This is a genomic window from Microlunatus ginsengisoli (genome assembly GCF_039537205.1).
Taxonomy (GTDB): domain Bacteria; phylum Actinomycetota; class Actinomycetes; order Propionibacteriales; family Propionibacteriaceae; genus Microlunatus; species Microlunatus ginsengisoli.
The window spans coordinates 234,948-252,845 of sequence record NZ_BAABAB010000017.1; the positions used below are offsets into that span (position 1 = coordinate 234,948).

Genomic DNA, 17,898 nt, shown 5'->3' on the forward strand with positions numbered 1-17,898 from the left:
ACTGGAGGGACGGAATCAGGGTTCTCGCCCCGACGAGAGTTTCTCGTTGACAGCCGCGCGGGCAGCGGAGTTCACTTCGAGCCGGGAGTGACGCCGGGCGGGTGTGTCTCATCCGTGCGTCCGATCCGGGCAGGGGCGATCGGGTGATGATGCCGGGGCGCCGGGCCGCAGCGGGGTCCGGCCGGTGAGCGTCGCCGTCGCGCCCGCGATCGACGACATCGGCACCGCGCTGGGGCTGTTCGACTCGAACGGCAACCTGTCCGGCGCGTTCTTCGAGCATCCGCTGGACAGCGTCCGGCTCGCCCTGGTCGATCCCCGCCGGCGCAGGGCCCTGATCGACGCGCTGGATGCGCTGTTCGAGTCCGATCCGACCCTGAGCGAGCAGGGACCGCCGGAGCTGCGGGCGTACCCGCTGGTCGATCTCGACCCCAACCGGCTCGACCTGGGCCTTCGGCTGGCCGGCAGCGCCGACGCGCCGGCGGTGACGGTCGTGCTGCTGGGCCGGGTCGTGATCGACGCGGCCGACGGGATCGGGGTCGAGGTCGAGGTGCCGCTGGTGCTGGCGGACGGCTCGACGGTCACGGCGATCACCGGCACTCCGGACGGGCCGCTTCGGCTGCGGGGCATCTGTACGTTCGACGGCGCCACGCTCGCGGCGGAGGCGATCGTCCACAGCGGTGGCGGCTCGTTCGGGCTGCGGCTGACCGGGCTGGTGATCGACGGCAATCCGGTGCCGCCGTTGGAGCTCAGCTCGGACGCGTTCGACGGCGATCTCACCCACACCCTGACCGTGTTGCTGAACCTGGCGGCCGCGGCGCTCGGGGCCGCGGCGGGCGGCGCCGCGCAGGATGTGATCACCCACCTGCCGGGGGTGCTCGGGCTCGCTCCCGACGTGACCGTGCTGCCGTTCGACGAGCTGGGCCGGTCGCCCGACGCGCTGCGGCGGTGGCTGGCCGGGCTGTGTGCCGGCGGGGCCGAGGGGCTGCGCGGCTGGCTGACCCACGTCGCCGGGCTGGCCGGGATCGACGCCGCCCTGCCGGCCGACCCGCCGACCCCGGCCAACCCGTGGCGGCTGCCGCTGCTGGACGACGAGGTGCGGCTGCTGATCGAGGTCGCGATCGAGCCCGGTACGGACGGTGTCCCGGTGCTGGACCTCGGGCTCCGGGTCGCGGTCGACGTCCCCGAGCTGCTCGACGCCAGCCTGACCGCCGCGGCCACCCTGGTCCGGCTGCCGCTCGCCGGCGCGGCGCCCGCCGACTGGTTCGGGCGTACCCGCGCGGAGCTGACCGTGCCGTCCCTCGGCAGCAGCGATCCGCTGCTGCCGCCGACCGGCGGCTTCGGGCTGGGCCGGATCACGGTCGGGGTGGCGGCCGCCGCCGGGGCGGTGTCGCCGACGGTGCTGCTGGCCGACGTACGGATCGACGGGCGGGACTACGACCTGCTCGATCTGAGCAGCGCCCAGGCGCTCACCTCGGCCGGCGGACAGGTGCTGTCGAACGCCCTGGACGACCTGATCGGCTCGACCGGTTTCGCCGACGACCTGCTGGTGCTGATCGGCCTCCGGTCACCGTCCGGGCTGCCGACCATCGATCTCGGTCAGCTGGCCACCGATCCGCTGGGCGCGCTGCGCGCCTTCCACCTGGCACGGCTGCAGGGCGCCGGTTGGGCCGAGCCGCTGGAGGCGCTCGCCGACCTGCTCGGGGTCGCCGGCGCGACCGCGCAGCCGATGGGGCCCGGTGGCTGGCGGATTGCGCTGCTCGACACGGCGATCGGCTCGCTCGGCCTGCGGGCGGTCACCACCACCGACGCCGGCGTGACGACGTTGGCCGTCGGGTTGGACGTCGCCTCGGCGGTCGGCGTCGACGACGGCACCGGAACGCAGGTGCCTGCCCTGGAGCTGTCCGCCGACGTGCTGCGGGTCGGCTTCGGCGCCGGGTCGGTAGGCGCCCGCGGGCTGGACGCGATCACGTTCGCGGTCCGCACGCCGGCGGTCACCGCCGGCCCGCTGGGTACGTCCGGGGCTCGGCTGACCGGCGGCTGGACGGCCGGCACGGGCGGTCGGATCAGCTTCGTGCTGGGCGACGTGGTGCTGCGGTTGCCGGATCCGGAGCTCGGCGGCTCGGTCGGCGACGGCGAGCTGCCCGACCCGGACGACGTCGATCCGGCCGCGGCCGATGCGACGCCGATCTCGCTGGGCGACCTGACGCTTCCCTGGGCAACGGACGCGGGCGACCCGTTGTCGGCGCTCGGCGTGCCCGCGGAGGTGGTCGGCGATCTGCTGGCCCTTGCGGTCCGCACCCTCGCGGACTGGGCCGGGCCGGCCTGGTCGCCGGTGCTGACCGCGCTCGCCGACGCGGTGCCGCAGGTGTGCGGCGACGCGCCCGACCTGGACGCGCTGCTCGGCGACCTGGCCGGCGTCGGGCGGACGGTGCTGGCCCGGCTGGTCACCGGAGCGGTCGCCGGCGCGCCCGCCGAGCTCGACCTGTCCGCCCTGGTCGGGACCGTGCTCGGCGACGTGGCGTCAGCAGGCTCCGGGATCGCGGCCGACCCGTGGGCCTGGGTGCCGGACCCATCCGCGCCGGACGTGGTCGCGGTCGCCTGGACCGACGCCGGGTCGCCCCCCGCGCCCGATCTCCCGGATCAGAGCGGCGACCAGACCGCCGACCAGGCCGATGTCGACGAGCCGGACGACGTCACGAGCTTCGCGCCGGCCGATCCCGACGACCCGGCCGATCAGGTCGTCCGGCTGCTGACCACGGCAGCGACTCGTGACCCGGACTGCGCGGCGACCCTGCGCGGCCGCGACGTCGCCGCGATCGCCGACGGCATCGTCGGACTCGCCGACTGGGTCGGCGCCGGCGACGGGTTGTGGACGGCGACCCAGCTGATCCCCGATCCCGCCTGGGGCACCCTGGTCGAGGCCGCCGGGACGGTGGCGAGCGCACCGTTCGCCGACGCCGACGCGACGTCCACGCTCGTCGACACGCTGGAGGGGTGGCTGGCCGCCGGCGCCGTGCTGGTGGCGGTCGCACCGGCCTGGTGGCCACTGGACGGCTGGCCCCCGCTGCTGGAGGCGCTGGCCGACCGGGACGTCGCCGCCGGGCGCGATCCGCGCTGGGCGGCGCTCGATCTCCGGCACGACCCGACCGCAGCGCTGGCGACGCTGACCGCTGCCGACGGCTACCTGGTGGTCGCGACCGGCAACGACCCGGCTCACCCGGAGGTCGACCCGCCGCTGTCCCAGGCGCTGACCAGGGTCGCTGCGGCCGCGACCGGCCGGGCCGTCGCGGTCGTCGCCGTCGGCTCGACCGTCGCGCCGTCCGCCACCTGGGCCACCGCGCAGGCGACGGCGGTCCCCGGCGGTATCGCCGGCTTCGCGGCGGTCGCCGCCCCGACCGTCGCGGACCCGGCGGCGGTCGACCAGCGTCCGGACTTCGCCGACGCGGAGGTCGCGGACGCGGTCCGGGTGCTCGACACCCTGTTCGGAGCCGCGTCCGCGGGTGCCGCCGACGAGACCGGCCGCTCGGCCGCGGACCGAGCCCGGCCGTGGAGCGCCCTGACCGTTGCCTGGCGCGAGGCTGTCGACCGGGTCAGCGTGCCCACCACCGCGAGACCGGCCGGGGTCGGCCGGCTGAGTTCCGAGTTCGCGGCGGCGGTGCCGGAGGCGACCGTCGCCGCGCTCGCCGGGCTGCCCCCGGTGGTGCCGCGGGTCGCGCTGAACGTCACGACCCCGGCCGATCTGCTGGCCGCGCTCGCCGACCTCGTCGCCGTCCTGTCGCCAGACGATTCCCCTGCGACCGAGCTCAGGGTGGGCGTCCGCGCTCCGCTCGGGCTCCCGGCCGCCACCGGCGCCCTGGCCGGGACCGCCGACGTCACGATCGGGCTGGGCCGGATCGCCCTCGCCGCTCCCGGCACCGGCGGCGACCCGGTCCGGATCGGGTTCCGTCTCACCGTCGGCGGCGGCCCGACCGGCGACGGCTGGCTGGCCGCGCCGCCGGGCGCCGGTTCGACCGGCCCGGCGACGGTCGTCCGGCGGCTCGAGATCGGCGGGTGGGCCGACCTGGACGCCGGCGCGCAAGCGGCCGCCGAACTGACCCTGATCGACGTCCGGGTGGGCGGTAGCGTCGCCGCTCGCTGCGGCCGGGGCGACCCCGGCTTCGACGACGCGCTCGCCGCTGCGGTCGGCCGGATCGCGGCCGAGTCCCGCGCCGGCGACCTCCACGCCCGGGCTCTGCTGAGCCTGCTCCGCGACGACCTCGGGTTACTCGACGCGGGCAACACCGTCGTCGCTGCCGCAGTCGCCGAACTGCTCGACGACACCGCCGGCTGGCTCGCCGCCCAGGCCGTACGTCGGCTGACGGCCCCCGGCTCCCTGTCGGCGTTCCTCGGGCTGACGGCCGACCCGGCCGCACCCGCGGGCACCGGCCGCTGGACGCGTACGCTCGCGCCGACGCTCGGCGTCACCGTGGACCGGGCCGCGCAAGGTCAGGGCGGCGGTGGCTGGCGGCTGACCGTCCGCACTCTCGGCGACGGGATCGCGCTGGCCGGCTCGGCCGGCCTCGATGATCTCGCCCACCTCGGCCTCACCGTGGTCGGCTCGACCGGCGCCGCGACGACGATCGCCTGGCGGCTTGCCACCGCCGGTGCCGCGATCGAACGAGATGCCGCCGGCGTTGCCGTCACCCTGCTCGACCGCGCCCCGGTCCGGGTCTGGCCGGTCGGCTCACCGGCCGAGGCGGAGTCGGTGGCCGCCGTCCTGCTGCCGTACGTCCCCGCCGCCCTCGGCGCCGGGTTCGTGTCCCTGTTGCTGGCCCAGCTCGGCATCGACGTGTCGCCGGCCGGCGTGGTCGCGCTGGTCGATCGGCCGGTGCAGGAACTGGTGCGCCGGCTGAGCCGCCCGGGCCAGCTCGCCGAGCTGGTCGGGACGGTCGCCGACTGGCTCGGCATCCCGCGGACCGCGGCCGGGACCGTACCCATCGTCGACGGCGTGCTCGAGCTAGCCGCGTCGGCCACCGCCGCCGGCACCCAGCTCGTCGCCACCACCCCGGCCGCCGGCTGGTCCCCGGCCGTCGGGCTGCACCTGGCCCTGTCCGCCGGCGTCGTCCTGGTCCCGCCCGCCGCCCCGGCTGGATCCGACCCGGCGACCCCGAGCCCGGCGAACCCGGCCGCTGCCCTCCCGGCCGTGCTGCCGGTCGGCTCCGCCACCCTCACCGTCGATCTGCCGGCGGCGGTCCAGGATGCCTGGACCTCGCTCGGGATCCAGATCGTCCTCGGCGATCCCGGCGCTCCCGCCGGGCTGGCCGTCCGGGTGCTGCCGCAGCCCGGCGCCCCGATCGAGCTGGTGCCGACGTTCAGCGGCATCGGCGCGCTGGCCGGGCAGGCGGCGGAGCGCCTGCTGCCGACCGTGCTGAACCGGCTCCGCGACGAGCTTCCCGTCGGTCCGGCCCGAACCAGGGTGCTCCAGCTCGCCACCGCCGCCGGCATCTACGGCACCGGGTTCGGCGACGGACCGGTCGCGCTGGAGGACCTGTCGCCGCAGACCCTGGTCGCCAGGGCACCCCAGATCGCGGCCGCCCTGGTCGAGCTCGTCGCGGACCTGTTCGGCGTCCAGGCCGGCGCGGCGCCCGGCGCGTTGACGCCGGGCAGCAGCGTCACCGTCGCCGTCGCCCAGGACGCGGGCGGCATCCGGGTCGCGCTCGGCATCCCGCTCGGCATCCCGGGCGCCCCGCAGGGGATCACGGTCGCGATCAGCGTCGACCCGGCCGGCCCGACCGCGGGAATTGCCGTCGGGGACGTGGTGCTCGGTCCCGTCACCCTGGGCATCGGTGCCACCGGGCGGCTGAGCGCCGGCCAGCTCCAGGTTTCCGGATCGGCCCAGGTCGATCTGGATCTGTCCGACCCGCTCCGGATCGTGCCCGGCCCGAGCCTGCGGGCGGCGCTGTCGGCGGCGGGCGACCTGTCGGTGGTGCTGCTTCCGCTCGGCGACGCCCTGCCGGCCACCGATGCCTCGATCACCCTGGCGCCCGTGCCGGCGATCGCGTTCAGCACCGACGCGATCGTTCAGTTCGCGCTCAGCTGGCTGGTGGTGCCCGGACTGGAGGCGCTGGTCCAGCTGGTCGGCCCGGCCTTGGACACCGAACTCGGCCACGTCGCCGCGCCGGCGACGCCACCGACCCTGCGCAGCCTGCTGACCGGCGCCGGCCTGCTCGCCGACGACCACGTGGTCGCGCCGCTGCCGTCCGCTGTCGAGGTGCTGATCGGCGCGGCCGGCAGCATCGCGTCCGCGGTCGCGATCCAGGTCGCGCCGGGACTGGACCTGCACCTCGCCGTCGACGCCGACGGGATCGGGATCGCGCTCACCGGAACCGTCGATCTGGGCGGCGACGAGTGGAAGCCGTCGCTGCTGGTCGGCGGCGCCGATGTCGGCAGCAACATTCCTGGTCAGACGCCGGACGGCCTGGTGCTCACGGTGCTGCGCAAGGTCGGGCCGGGCGGTGGCCTGGCGAACTCCGGCTGGGACCTGTCGCCCGCGATCACCCTGGACGGGGTCGGTGCGGCGCTGACCAGGACCGGCGGCCTGGTGCAGACCAGCATCGTCACCATCGACGACGTCGGGGCATGGCTCGGCACGTCGTTCGCGCTCGACCCGGCGACCGGGCACCTCACCGTCGATCCGCTGTCCGGCGGGATCCGGCTCGGCGGGCTGGGCCTGCCCGCGCTCTCCGGCGGTGGTGGCAGCAACCCGGTCGCCGGCAGCCTGCTCGGCGACGCGGACCGCAACGGTGCGCCGATCAACCCGCCCCTGGACTTCGACGTGATCTGGACCGGCAGCGAGCTCCGGATCGACCTCAAGGGCACCAAGCCGGGCGAGACGCTGTGGATCCAGGTCGGGCGGACGTTCGGGCCGCTGCACATCGACCGGGTCGGGCTGCGTTCGGGCGAGGACGACTACACCGTCGACAACGCGGTGGTGCACACCAGCTACATCGGTGTACTGGTCGACGGCGGCCTCGCGATCGGGCCGCTGAGCATGGCCGTGCAGGGTCTCGGGCTTTCCATCCCGCCGCGGTTCGCGACCCGGCCGAGCACCTGGAAGGTCGACCTGGACGGCCTGTCCGTCGATTTCAGCACCGCCTCGATCACCATCGCCGGCGGCCTGCTCAAGGCCGACATCGTCGTCGACGGGGTGCCGGCGGTGGACTACCGCGGCATGCTCCAGGTGCAGGCGTTCGGGTTCGGTGCGACCGCCCTGGGGGCGTACAGCCAGGTCAAGCGGCCGGACGGGACGACGTACGCCTCGCTGTTCGTGTTCGCCGCCATCAACGCGCCGATCGGCGGGCCGCCGTACCTGTTCATCACCGGGCTGGCGGGCGGCTTCGGCGTCAATCGCGACTTCCTGCCGCCGTCGTCGGTGGACGCCATCGGCGGCTTCCCGCTGATCGCGGTGATGGGCGAGCTGACCGTGCCGGCCGACCAGGTGCTGGCGAACATGGGCCCGTCGCTGCCGCCGCGCGACGGCGCGTACTGGATCGCGGCCGGGATCACCTTCAGCACGTTCGAGCTGCTGCACACCCGCGCGCTGGTCTATGTCGCGTTCAACCCGCAGGGCTTCGAGATCGGCCTGCTCGGGCTGATGCGGGCCGCGCTGCCGACCGCGGACAGCCCGCTGATCAGCGTCGAGCTCGGGCTGCGGGCGCGCTATTCCAGCGTCGACCAGGTGTTCTCGGTGCAGGCCCAGCTGACCGCGAACTCGTGGCTGTTCTCCACCGACTGCCGGCTGACCGGCGGTTTCGCGTTCGTGGTCTGGTTCGCCCGGCCGCAGGTGGTGCTCACGGTCGGCGGCTACGGCCCGCTCTATCCCGCGCCCGACTACTTCCCGCAGGTGCCGCAGGTCGGCTTCGAGTGGCGGTTCAGCGACAGCATCGTGATCAAGGGCGGCACCTACTTCGCGGTCACGCCCGAGGCGATGATGACCGGCGGCAGCCTCGAGGTGAGCGCCAAAGGCGGCTGGGGCCACGGCTCGCTCGAGCTGTACGTCGACGCCATCGTCTGGTTCCACCCGGCCCGGTTCGAGTTCCAGATAGGCATCCGGATCACCGGCAAGGCGTTCGGCTTCGGCTTCGACCTGTCGGCCAAGGTGTATCTGCGGCTGCCGCCGGTCTACGGCACCGTGCACGTCGACTTCATGTGGGGCTTCGACTTCGAGTTCGGCACCAAGGAGCTGCCGCCGGCGTTCCTGGACTTCGCCGACTTCTTCAGCTCCTATGTCGACAGTGCCGGCAAGCCGTACGTCGTGCGCGTCCCGGTCGGTCCGGCCGCGGCCGGCGAATCCGACGAGCCGGACGGCACCTTCGACCACCCGTTCCGTGCGCTGCCGGAGTTCGGCCTGGACGTGAGCGCGAAGCTGCCCTGCCGCCGGGTGCAGTTCGGCCCCTTCTCGGTGGTCGAGCCGACACCGCTCTACGCGGTGCCGATGGGCCCGTCGCCGGCGCTCGACCCCACCCTGACGGTCGGCCTGGTCGTGGTCGACGCCGCGGGCAACGAGCAGGCCCTGCCGGCGGCGACCCTGGCCGCGCTCGGCGTCACCTCGACCACTCAGCCGGTTGCCTCGGCGCTGTGGGCCGGCGCGCCGCAGCCGGGCACGGTCTCCCCGCCGAGCCCGTCGTCGCTGACCGGCGGCGACATGCGCCAGGTGCCGGCCGGGATCGCACTGACCGCCACGCCGGTGGTGCGCGCCAGCTCCCAGCTCGGGCCGCTCGCGGTCGGGGCGGTGGTGGACGACGTGGAGCCGTGGGGGCTGCCGCTGGACGAGCCGGTGCCGCACGCCGGTCCGCGGCGGGCCGACGTCGTGCCCGCCCGATCCATCGACTTCGCGCGTCTTGGCGCGACTTCGCGCGCCGTCGACGGCGAGCGAAGTAGCGATTCGACGCGCGAAGTGGGCGACGGGGCTGCGGGAGAGGGTGCGGACGCGCGCGAAGTGGGCGACGGGGCTGCGGGAGAGGGCGACGCCGGCGTGGTGGGCGGCGCGACCGGAGGGGAGGCCGGCGAAGCCGTACGACCGGAATCGCCCCGACCGATCCTGCGCTGGTCGACGGCCCGCGCCACCGGGCCGGGCTGGCGCCCGCTCGCGTTGCGGCCGGCCGAGACCTGCCTGTTCGACCTGGCCCACCATCTGCCGAGCCCCCGGCTGGACGTCCGCGGCCGGGCCCGGGTGCTCGCCGTCAACCTCATGGGCGACGTGTTGAGCGACGTCACCGCCGAGGGGCCCGTCGACGTGCCCGACCCCGCCGCCGCCGTGATCATCGAACGGGCCGGCGAGCCGGATCGGCCGATCGGCTGGGACCTGACCACCCTGTTGCGCCCGGTCACGCCGTGGACGTACCTCGCCGACGGTGCGGTGGTCCAGTTGCGGCGGCCGGCCGCCCTCGGTCCCACCGACACCGACGCCGACGGGGTCGCGGCGCACGCCCTCGTCCGCGACCGGGAGTCGTGTACCACCCGGCTGGCCGCGCAACCCGGCTGGACCGTCGTGGTCGCCTGCGACGCACTCTCCATCGACGCCGACCCGGCCGACATCGAGGTCGTGGTCGCCGGAGGTGCGCTGACTGGCGCCGGTACGACCGGTGGCGCCGACGCCGGCCGGCGTCACCTGGTTTTCTCCGTCGTCGAGCAGACCGGGCCGACCCTCCATCTCACGGTGACCACCGGCGAGGGGTGGTCCTGCGCCGGCGTGGTCGCCGGTCCCGCCGGCCCCGAAGGCGCGGACGCCTGGCTGGCCGCGTTCGCCGAGTCACCGTGGCGGTCATTGTTCGATCCGCCGGCCGCCCCGGGACCGCGGCCTCGGCGGGCCGCTGCGTCCGGGGCCGCCACCGTACGGTTCAGCCCGGCGAGCGCGCCGGAGGCGACCGATGGTTGATCCCGGCCGGCTCCAGTTCCACGACGCGGTGGTGCCCGTGCTGGCCGACGGGCGCTACCGGCTCCGGGTCGAGACCGCGCTCCCCGGCGCGCTGAACGCGGCCCCGCCCGGACCGCAGACGTTCGACGTGCTGGTCGGCGGCCCGGCCCCCGAAGCGGCGCGGATCCGCTGCTACCCGCCGTCGGGTTCGACCGGCGACTTCACCGACGACCTGCCGTTCGTCGTGCTGGAGCGCCGGACGCTGCCCTGGGAGCGGGCCGGGTTCGGCATCGCCGGCACGCCGTGGCTGGCCCTGGTGCTGACCCGCGACGACGGCACCCCGGAGGCCACCCTGGTCCCGCCGGCCGGCGGTGCCGGCGAGGGACCGGCCGGCACGCTCCGTGCGGTCGACCTCGCCACCCAGACCCGGCTGCTACCCCGGCCGGACGAGGTCACCCGGCTGGCGCACGTGCGCGAGTCCAGTCCGAGCGATTCCGGAGACGACGACGGCTGGCAGGCCGTCGTGGTCGCGAACCGGCTGGCCCGGGCGCCGGGCCGGTGGCGGCTGACCCTGGTGGCGCTGGACGACCGGGCCGACCTGGCCGGCAACGCACCCACGCTGGGACTGGCCGCGGTCTGGAGCGCGACGTACACGATCACCGGGGAGGGTGGCGGCTTCGGCGCCCGGATCGCGGCGATCGAGCCGACCCGCTTCGGCGACCCGACGCGAGCCAGCATCCCGACCGACGCCACCGGCGCGGTCGCCCTCGACTGGGCGGACCGGTCCGGCCGGACCGCGCCGGTCCGCTACCGGCCCCCGCTGGTGGCCTCGGCGACGATCGGCGGCGCAGCCCCGGCCGCCGACGCCCCGCCGGACGTGACCGAGATCAGCGCCGGAGAACTCGGCCGGCTGCTCGCCATCGCCGATCCTCGGCTGCTGGGCGAGCTGGCCGGCTGGCACCGGCAACAGCAGGCACAAGGCGTCCGGGCGGCGCAGCAGCACACCCTCGCCGGCGGCGTACTCGATGGTCGCCGCGCCGGGCCGGCCGGGATCGACGCCGAGTCGCTGCGGCTCGCGGCCCTGGATCGCTGGCAGGAAGCCCGGCTGCCGGTCGCCGGCCGGTTCGGCTCCACCTCCGCCCCCACTCCTTCCGGAAACTGGTCACAAGCCGCAGGTTCCGACCCCGAAAAGTTGCGGCTTCTGCCCAGTTTCCGCGGACGGTCGGGGGGCCGGAGCCGAGGCGTCGTCCAGGCGGCGGCGGCCGCCATGCCGTCGGAGTACGTCGTGTCGGCGCTCCAGGCGGCCGGCCGGCTGCTGGGCGTGCCGCTTGCCTTTCTCGCCCCGCACCCCGCGCTGCTTCCGGCCGAGAGCCTGCAGTTCTTCGTCATCGACCGCGCCTGGGTCCGGGCGCTGCAGCGGGGGCTGCTGGCCGCCGGGACCCCGCGGCCGATTCCCGACGCCGAGCTGGACGGGCTGCTGGAGCAGCTCCTGCCCCAGCCGGTTCCGCTCACCGGGCTGATGTTCCGCTCGTCGCTGGTCTCGGACTACCCGACCCTGGCCGTCCGAGCCTGGACCGGATCCCTCGGGCCCGAGGACGACCCGGACGACCCGCGGCACGGCGCTACCCCGGTGACGCTGCTCCGGGCCGAGCGGCTCACCCCGAGCTCGCTGCTGGCCGTCTTCGAGCGGGTGCCGGACCTGGTCGTGATCGACGAGCCGCACGGGTCGGTCCGGCTCGGCGTCAGCCGAGAGCCGGGTGGCCCCCCGGTGGTCAGGTTGCGGGCCGGCGACGCCACCCTGTACGAGGTCGCGAACGTCCCCGTGGACGTACCGGTGCCGTTCCGCGGCGACCCGGCCGACGGCATCGTGGACCTGACGGCCCTGGCCGCCGGCCTGCAGACCGCGATCGCCGCGGCCGGGCTGGCCGGGCTGCCGGATCCCCGCACCAGCTCCGGCGGTCTCGCCCTCCAGCTGCTCGCCGCGCCGGTCCGGCAGCGCTATCAGCGCGGGGTCGTCCGGTGAGCCGGCTGCTGGTGCCGATCGGCCTGGACGCGCTCGTCGTCCGCCCGGCCGACAACCCGAGCGCCCCGGCCGACACGACCTGGACCGTCCCGGCCCGGCCGAGCAGCGGTGGCCCGGTCCGCCAACCGCTCGCGGCCACCCCGTTCGCCGATCTGGCCGCACCCCGTGAGGTCGGCGTCCATCTGCACTGGGCGGTGCCCGACGCGCTGGCCCGGGCCGACAGCGACGGTGACTTCCCGGCACTGCCGTGCCGCTGGCTCGTGGTCCGGCTGGACGGTCTGGCGCAGGCCGGGACCCCCCGCCGGGCGACCACCTGGATGCTGCCGAACATCCATGCCGATCCGCCGGCCGTGCTGGCCGGCGGCGAGCAGCAGCCGCAACCGATCGGCGCCGCGCCGACCCCGGTGACCGTCCGTGGCCGCGGCGCCGACGGCCCGCACCCGGCCTGGGCGCTCAGCTACGACGCCACTCTTGGCCGGCTCGCCTTCCACGACCCGGTCGATGATCCGGGCGTGACCGGACCGCTCGCGTACGTCGTCATCGGCTGGTACACCCACACCCGGTTCGACCCGCTGCAGCCCGACCCCGGCACTCCGGCCACCCCGACCTGGTTCCTGGACGTGCTGGCCCGGCTCGGCTGGTCCGCCAGCATGCCGGCCGGGGCCGCCGCCCCGGTCGGCTCGATCTACCACGGCAGCGCGCTCGCGATCGGCTGGCCGGACCCGGGCTGGCCCGGAGACGGCGGCGGACTTCTCTCCGTCGAGACCGGCGGCCGCCCCGATCCCGCCGACGTCACCGCCGGCATCGCCGACACGCTGCTGGCCGCGACCGCCGCGCTGCTGGACGGCGACGTGCCGCAGTCCACCTCCACCGCCAGCGAGATCGTGCTCAGCGGGGGCGAGCACCAGTTGAGCCAGGCCGACGGCCCGACCCGGCTCGATCTCGCCCGGCACCAATCCAGGTTCGTCGCCACCGCGTCCGAGGACGGCATCTCCAGCGCGGTCTATACCGAGGCGGCGCCGGCCCAGGGGGTCGCGCCGGCCACCCCGGCGGGCCAGCTGACCGAGGTGACCTATCCGACGCCCCGTTCCTGGCGTCCCGGCGACCCGGTGATCGCGCTCGCCGGGGTGGGCCGCACCCTCCGGCACGGCGGTGACGGTCGCTACGACCCGTCCGGCCTGCTCGGCTGCCGGATCACCGGCGACACCGTGACCGTGCCCGGTCCGTCTGTGCTGGCGGCGCTGACCCTCGCCGCCGACGTACCGGACGAGGTGGCGGACCTGATCGCCGAGCTCGCGGCCCTCGACCCCGGCAGCGTGCTCGGCCTGGCCACGGCCGGTCCCGGCGCGACGTCGCCGGACGCCGCCGCCCGGGCGGCCTGGTGGGCGACCTGGTCGGCGGACTGGCACAGCGCCCCGGCCGGCACCGGCTGGCAGGGCACGCTGCCGTGCCCGATCGCCGTCACGCCGCCGAGCAAGCCGTGGAACCCGCTCCGGATCGACTGGGAGGTCGGCTGGACCGCGACCCCGACCGGGCCGACCCACTGGCAGCTGGGCGACCTCGACTTCGAACCGGCCGAGCCTTTCCGGCTGGACGGGCTGAACCCGGCCAGCCTGATCGGCAGCGGCTGGCTGTCACCCTCCCCGGCGGACCTGATCGCCGCCGCCGCCCAGCGCCAGGAGCTGCCGTCTGCTGTCGAGGTGCAGTACGCCGACGCGGTCGCCGCGTCGCTGGAGGGCTTCCTCGACCGGATCCGTGGCGTGCCGGTCGGCAGCTGGGTCGGCACCCGCGGCATCGTCGACGTCCCGCCGCAATCGGTCCTCGACGCCGAGGTGTACGTCGCCGCCGGCCATGTCGCCGGCGTCTGGTCGCCGACCCGGCTGCGCGTGGTAGACACCTTCGGACAGGTGCTGGACCTGCTGGTCGCCGGCGGCGGGCCGGCGTCGCCGCCGGCGGTGCCGGAGGAGCTGAGGGTCGGCGACCAGATCGGGCTCCGGCCGCGGTTCACCGCCCCGACCACGCTCGCCGCGCGGTTCCTCCAGCCGATCCCGGGCGGGACGCTGGAGGCGGCGCCGGGCCGCAGTCCGCTGGCCGGCCTGCTGTTGCCGAGCCGGATCGACACCGCCGCGGAGCTGGTCGATCCGGACGGGACCAGCCGCGGGGAGCTGCGGCCCGACCCGGTGTCGGCCCGGACCACGATCCAGGAGACGCCGGACAGCGCGGGTCTCGGCGTCGCGGGTCCCGGTCCGTTGGGCGTGCTGGCCGGGTTCGCCGCGCTGCTGACCGGGGCCGATCGGCTGGCCCCGACGGTCGACGAGGGGAGCTGCGCGCTGGCGATCCTGCTGGACCTGGTGGCGAGCACGCAGGCCAGTGTGGATGTCACCGCGCGGGTCGGCGACAGCCAGCTGGGCCTGCTGCTCGGCAACCCGATCGCCCTGGTCCGGCTGGCCCTGCGGGTCGACGTCGACGACCCGCAGGGCGCCGCGAGCGACGCGGCGACGCTGACCCCGGTCCGGCTCGGCAGCCTCGGCCTGCTGACCGACGGCGTCCTGGCCTGGTACGACGAGGCCGACCCGACCGTGCTGCGCCCGATCCATCCCGCGGTGGGCGCGAGCCTGTCCGGCAGCGGCAGCGGCAGCGGGGCCGGGTCGTCGGCACCGCCGGCTCTGCTCGGGGATCCGCTGCTCTGGCTCACCCCCGGGGTCACCCGGACCGTGGTCGTGCTGGCCGTGCCGGGCGGCGACTTCACCGTGGTCAGCGGGCTGCTGCCGCAGAAGCGGCTGGAACTGGCCCGGGAGTGGACCGACCCGGTGCTCCGTGCGCTCACCCCGACCCTCGGCTTCGACCGGGTGCTGCGTGATCCGGCGGCGATCGCACTCCCCGTTCCGGGCGGCATCCGCGGCAGCTGGACCTGGTTCCACCGGACCGCGCCCGGGGTGCCCTGGGCCGCCGACGCGCTGTCGGCCGATCCGCCGACGGCCGAGCCCGGCGCCCCGGTGGTCGTCCAGGACGGCTATCTCAGGGTCACCCTGATCGACGACCCGCCGGCGGAGACGATCGACTTCGAGGTCACCTGCATCACCCGGGCGTCGAACGGCACGATCGGCTGGCTCGGCGGCACCAACGCCGACGGGTCGCCCTGGCGGGTGCCGATGGACAAGGCCGTGGAGATGGTCGAGTCGAGCCGGTTCGCGTTCGTGGTGCGGGGGACCGCCGGCCCCGACCACACCGTGCCGCTCCGGGTCGGCGTCTCCCGCCGCGGCCGGAAATACCTGCACACACCCGCCGACGACACGACGGTGAACAACCTGGAGGAGCTGCCGCGATGCCTCTGACCACGACGGGCGTGCGCCGATCCGATCTCACCTGCCGGGCCGTGCCGTGATCACGCCGTGGATGGCCCGCGCGCTGGCCGAGTTGGCCGACGCGGAGGCCCGCGCCATCCGGCTGCCGGAGGTGAACGCGACCGCGCTCTGGCCGACCGCGGCCGGCTTCGTCTCGGCCGGCCCGATCCCGGTGGCGACCTCGCCGTCGCCGACCCGCGCCGTGTTCCGGGCCGCGCCGAGGGCGTACCTGCTGGTCGGGCCGCAGGCGACGCCGCGTGGCGTCGCCAAACGCGCCCGCGAGCTGCTGTTCCCGGTCGGCGCGCCGGCCGCGCCCACCGCGGTCGCGGCGGCCAACGACGAGGTGCTCGCCGCCGCGCTGTTCCGGATCGCCACCGAGCTGACCTTCGGTGCCGCCGTCGCGCTGAGCCCGGCCGAGCTCGACAAACACTGGACGGTCGGCACGCTGTTCCCGCTGCCCGTCTGGGCGACCGATGCGGCCAACGTCCGCACCTGGCACGTCGACGTCGACCGGATCACCGCCGCGATCGGCCAGGTGGCGCCGGCCCCCTCGGCCGAGCTGACGGCGGTCCGGGACGCGGCCCGGTTGCTGCACAGCTACGACGCGACGACCAGTGCCGCCGTGTTCAAGGGGCCGGCGGCGTTGGATGCGGCGCTGGCGGTGCGCGCGGGTCTGGCGACGTTGATCGGCGGAGCCGGCTTCAGCGCGGCCACGGAGGGCACCCGGCTGGCGGGCGAGTCGCGCTGGAACCCGTACGCCATGCTGTTCCGGCTGCTGGAGACCTCGATCGCCCTGGACACGAACGGGCCCGCCGCGAACCGCCCGGCCGCAGTGGCGGCGTTCGCGGCGGCGTACTGGGCGGACCTGACCGGGCCCGAGCGCGCGGTGGTCGGTGACACCAGCGCGGGCCACGCCTGGTTCCGCCGGCTGTGGACCTGGTGGGGCCGCGCTGTTCCGCAGGCGGACCTGAAGACGGCGCTCGGCCTCGGCGCGGTCGACGACCTGGCCCAGCGGGCGCCCGGCGTGGTCGGCGAGCTCGAGCCGCCGATCCTCGGCGTCACCGGACTGCCGGTGCCGTCCGCGGCCCTGATGAAGACCGCGATGCCGGTGATGGCGTACGGCCGCCAGGTCAACTTCATCGGCGTCGGCTATCCCAAGGACAACCCCAACCTGTTCGGGGTGAGCTATGCCGGCACGGTCAAGACCGGCCAGTACCTGATTCCCAGGACCGGCGTCACGCCGCCGATGGACCCGGCCGTGATCCCCGGTGCGAACGCGGCCCAGAAGGCCCGCACCCAGCAGCAGTACGGCCGGATCCTGACCGCGATCGGGGCCGCCGAGGGCGAGCTCGACGCCGGCGCGTCGTACGACCGGGGGATGTGCTCGCTCGGCTACCAGCAATGGTCGATGCATCAGCCCCTGGAGGGGCCGGTGCTGTTCGAGCGGCTGAAGCGGAACGGCCCGGTCTACTACGACCTCGTGGTGCGTGCGCTCGGCATCGAGACCGGGATCACCTCGGTCGGGTCCCCCAGCGCGACCGGCGCCGGGCCGGCCGATCTGGACGACAAGTCCTGCTTCTACACCCTGAGCCCGGCCGCGGCCCCGGTCCAGCACATCGCACCGGGCGAGATGAACGACGCGGCCATCCTGGACGTCCGGACGAACGTGTTCGACTGGTCGCAGGCCGCGGACAAGTCCTGGCACACCGGCAAGCGCGGGATCCTGATGGCTGCCCGCTGGTCGGTCGCGGCCCGCTACGGCATCGAGTTGTGGCAGACCCAGGCCGAGGCCGGCTTCCACCGGATCGCCCGCGCGGCTGGTTATGTCCGCAGCGTGGGGGAGACGCCGCTGTGGCAACCGGTGCTCGCGCTCCCCACCATTCCGGCCGGCACCGGGCCGAACGGCATCGCCAAGCCGCTGGAGCTGTTCGCGACCGAGGGACTGCTGGGCCTGGTGGTCGACATGATGGTCAACACCCCCGGCCACCTCGGCGCGGCGATGCGCCGGGCCGTGCTTCGGACGCTTGGTGCCCTGCAGCAGCCGGTGGTGGCGGGTGTGCCGGTGGCCCGGCTGCCGCTGGACGACCTGTTCGCCCACACCCTGGCGACGTCGTTCCTGGCCGAGCGCCACTACTTCGGCACCAACATCTGGGTGGTCAGGAACAAGAAGCGCCAGCTGGACCACGTCGACAACCGGCGTGGCGCGGAGATCGACGTCGCTCACGAACGCGTACGTCTGCTGGTCGGCCTGTTCGGCACCGCTTCCTCGCTCACCTCGCCCGCCGTCGACCCGGCCCTCGCCAAGCTCCTCCGCGACGCCGAGATTCCGGCCACGCCACTGATCTCGGTCACGGCGCCGGTCGACTGGCCCTGACAGCAGCTTCGGGTCGGCCCGGGTCGCCGCGTACGCCCGCCCGCCGGCCAGCTCGCGCGTGGCGACTCCGCACCCCGCCTAGCCTCACGCTGGCGACTCCGCACCCCGCCCAGCTCTCGCCTGGCGACTCCGCACCCCGCCCAGCTCTCGCCTGGCGACTCCGCACCCCGCCCAGCTCTCGCCTGGCTACTCCGCACCGCGGAGGTGCACGCCGCGCCCTGCGCGCAGGGTGCGGAGTCGCCTTCCGGGGTGCGGAGTGAGC

At 75.4% G+C, this 17,898-nt stretch carries 4 protein-coding genes; all 4 read left to right on the forward strand.

Annotated elements, in window-relative coordinates:
* The first annotated feature begins 184 nt into the window (after positions 1-184).
* The 4 genes from ABD747_RS13575 to ABD747_RS13590 are packed head-to-tail and all read left to right on the forward strand — an operon-like array spanning position 185 to position 17,636.
* Positions 185-9,916 (forward strand): DUF6603 domain-containing protein, encoded by a 9,732-nt coding sequence (locus ABD747_RS13575; RefSeq protein WP_344805341.1) that lies wholly within the window; start codon positions 185-187, stop codon positions 9,914-9,916.
* Entirely contained in the window at positions 9,909-11,918 is a 2,010-nt protein-coding gene (locus ABD747_RS13580) for a hypothetical protein (RefSeq protein ID WP_344805343.1), read from the forward strand. The genes ABD747_RS13575 and ABD747_RS13580 overlap by 8 nt, the downstream gene beginning before the upstream one ends.
* Positions 11,915-15,253, forward strand: coding sequence for a DUF3892 domain-containing protein (locus ABD747_RS13585; RefSeq protein WP_344805345.1), 3,339 nt, complete (start codon positions 11,915-11,917; stop codon positions 15,251-15,253). The genes ABD747_RS13580 and ABD747_RS13585 overlap by 4 nt, the downstream gene beginning before the upstream one ends.
* A gap of 46 nt (positions 15,254-15,299) precedes the next feature.
* Positions 15,300-17,636 (forward strand): hypothetical protein, encoded by a 2,337-nt coding sequence (locus ABD747_RS13590; protein ID WP_344805347.1) that lies wholly within the window; start codon positions 15,300-15,302, stop codon positions 17,634-17,636.
* Positions 17,637-17,898: the final 262 nt, after the last annotated feature.